The organism is Halomonas aquatica (assembly GCF_040196335.1).
Classification (GTDB): Bacteria; Pseudomonadota; Gammaproteobacteria; order Pseudomonadales; family Halomonadaceae; genus Halomonas; species Halomonas aquatica.
In genome coordinates this window covers 1-3,239 of sequence record NZ_JBEGCJ010000008.1, presented here as the reverse complement: position 1 = coordinate 3,239, position 3,239 = coordinate 1, and the positions used below count along the sequence as shown (strand labels likewise).

At 54.6% G+C, this 3,239-nt stretch carries 2 rRNA genes; both read left to right on the top strand.

The features are described from left to right. Window positions 1–150: 150 nt before the first annotated feature. Window positions 151–3,038, top strand: a 23S ribosomal RNA gene (locus ABE960_RS14815). An 83-nt stretch (window positions 3,039–3,121) separates the two neighbouring features. Continuing rightward, window positions 3,122–3,237: ribosomal RNA gene (rrf, locus tag ABE960_RS14810) — 5S ribosomal RNA — on the top strand. Window positions 3,238–3,239: the final 2 nt, after the last annotated feature.

Below are 3,239 nucleotides of genomic sequence, written 5' to 3'. Positions count from 1 at the left end.
CGGCTTGCCACTGTTCTCTGAACAGTGCTCTTTAACAATGTGAATCATGCTGACAAACGTTTCTTCCGAGAGGAAGAGACACGAGATACGTCTCAAGCGTATCCGGCAATTGTCGATTGTCATCGCGGACCAGACCTCTTGGGGTTATATGGTCAAGCGATGAAGCGCACACGGTGGATGCCTAGGCAGCCAGAGGCGATGAAAGACGTGGAAGCCTGCGATAAGGCTCGGCGAGGTGGCAAACAACCTGTGACCCGGGCATTTCTGAATGGGGAAACCCACCCACGGTAACGTGGGTATCCTGCACTGAATACATAGGTGTCAGGAGGCGAACCGGGGGAACTGAAACATCTCATTACCCCGAGGAAAAGAAATCAACCGAGATTCCCCTAGTAGCGGCGAGCGAACGGGGACCAGCCCTTAAGCACCATGACTGATAGACGAAGTGGTTGGGAAGCCACGCGATACAGGGTGATAGCCCCGTAGTCGAAATCTGATTGGTGTGAAATCGAGTAGGTCGGGGCACGAGAAACCTTGACTGAAGACGGGGGGACCATCCTCCAAGGCTAAATACTCCTGGCTGACCGATAGTGAACCAGTACCGTGAGGGAAAGGCGAAAAGAACCCCGGAGAGGGGAGTGAAATAGATCCTGAAACCGTGTGCGTACAAGCAGTGGGAGCAGACTTGTTCTGTGACCGCGTACCTTTTGTATAATGGGTCAGCGACTTATTTTCAGTGGCGAGCTTAACCGTATAGGGGAGGCGTAGGGAAACCGAGTCTTAACTGGGCGACCAGTCGCTGGGAATAGACCCGAAACCGGGCGATCTATCCATGAGCAGGTTGAAGGTTGAGTAACATCAACTGGAGGACCGAACCAGGATCTGTTGAAAAAGATTTGGATGACTTGTGGATCGGAGTGAAAGGCTAATCAAGCCCGGAGATAGCTGGTTCTCCTCGAAAGCTATTTAGGTAGCGCCTCACGTATCACCGCCGGGGGTAGAGCACTGTTTCGGCTAGGGGGTCATCCCGACTTACCAACCCGAGGCAAACTCCGAATACCGGTGAGTGCAGCGTGGGAGACACACAGCGGGTGCTAACGTCCGTTGTGAAAAGGGAAACAACCCAGACCGTCAGCTAAGGTCCCGAAATCCTGGTTAAGTGGGAAACGATGTGGGAAGGCTTAGACAGCTAGGAGGTTGGCTTAGAAGCAGCCATCCTTTAAAGAAAGCGTAATAGCTCACTAGTCGAGTCGGCCTGCGCGGAAGATGTAACGGGGCTCAAACCAGGTACCGAAGCTACGGGTTCGTCGAATGGCGAGCGGTAGAGGAGCGTCGTGTACGCCGATGAAGGTGGATTGAGAAGTCTGCTGGAGGTATCACGAGTGCGAATGCTGACATGAGTAACGACAAGGGGAGTGAAAAACTCCCCCGCCGGAAGACCAAGGGTTTCTGTTCGACGCTAATCGGAGCAGAGTGAGTCGGCCCCTAAGGCGAGGCCGAAAGGCGTAGTCGATGGGAAACGGGTCAATATTCCCGTACCTCACTGTATTGCGATGGGGGGACGAAGAAGGCTAGGTGAGCCAGGCGTTGGTTGTCCTGGTGAAAGTCAGTAGGCTGAGGGATCAGGTAAATCCGGTTCCTCAAGGCCGAGAGACGAGACGAACAGACTACGGTCTGGAAGTCATCGATGCCACGCTTCCAGGAAAAGCCTCTAAGCTTCAGATACAGTGGGACCGTACCCCAAACCGACACAGGTGGTCAGGTAGAGAATACCAAGGCGCTTGAGAGAACTCGGGTGAAGGAACTAGGCAAAATGGTGCCGTAACTTCGGGAGAAGGCACGCCGCATTAACGTGAGAGGACTTGCTCCTTCAGCGTGAAGCGGTCGAAGATACCAGGTGGCTGCAACTGTTTATTAAAAACACAGCACTCTGCAAACGCGCAAGCGGACGTATAGGGTGTGACGCCTGCCCGGTGCCGGAAGGTTAAGTGATGGTGTTAGCTCACGCGAAGCTCTTGATCGAAGCCCCGGTAAACGGCGGCCGTAACTATAACGGTCCTAAGGTAGCGAAATTCCTTGTCGGGTAAGTTCCGACCTGCACGAATGGCGTAATGATGGCCACGCTGTCTCCACCCGAGACTCAGTGAAATTGAAATCGCAGTGAAGATGCTGTGTACCCGCGGCTAGACGGAAAGACCCCGTGAACCTTTACTATAGCTTCACACTGGACGCTGATGTTGTTTGTGTAGGATAGCTGGGAGGCTTGGAAATTCGGTCGCCAGATCGAGTGGAGCCAACCTTGAAATACCAGCCTGACATCATTGGCGTTCTAACTCAGGTCCGTTATCCGGATCGAGGACCGTGTGTGGTGGGTAGTTTGACTGGGGCGGTCTCCTCCCAAAGCGTAACGGAGGAGCACGAAGGTACCCTCAGCACGGTTGGAAATCGTGCATTGAGTGCAAGAGCATAAGGGTGCTTAACTGCGAGACAGACACGTCGAGCAGGTACGAAAGTAGGTTCTAGTGATCCGGTGGTTCTGTATGGAAGGGCCATCGCTCAACGGATAAAAGGTACTCCGGGGATAACAGGCTGATACCGCCCAAGAGTTCACATCGACGGCGGTGTTTGGCACCTCGATGTCGGCTCATCACATCCTGGGGCTGAAGTCGGTCCCAAGGGTATGGCTGTTCGCCATTTAAAGTGGTACGCGAGCTGGGTTTAGAACGTCGTGAGACAGTTCGGTCCCTATCTGCCGTGGGCGTTGGATGTTTGAGAAGTGCTGCTCCTAGTACGAGAGGACCGGAGTGGACGCACCTCTGGTGTTCCGGTTGTCACGCCAGTGGCATTGCCGGGTAGCTATGTGCGGACGGGATAACCGCTGAAAGCATCTAAGCGGGAAGCCCCCTTCAAGATGAGACATCCCCGAGGCCTTGAGCCTCCTGAAGGGCCCAGCGAGACCAGCTGGTTGATAGGCCGGGTGTGGAAGCGCTGCAAGGCGTTGAGCTAACCGGTACTAATGGCCCGTGAGGCTTGACCATATAACACCCAAGCGGTCTGCCGATGGCAACCGACATGACGGGTACGTTGAGACGATCTCGTCAGCATGATTCACCGTTTTTCGCCTGACGACCATAGCGTGCGGGAACCACCTGATCCCTTGCCGAACTCAGCAGTGAAACCGCTCAGCGCCGATGGTAGTGTGGGGTCTCCCCATGCGAGAGTAGGTCATCGTCAGGCAC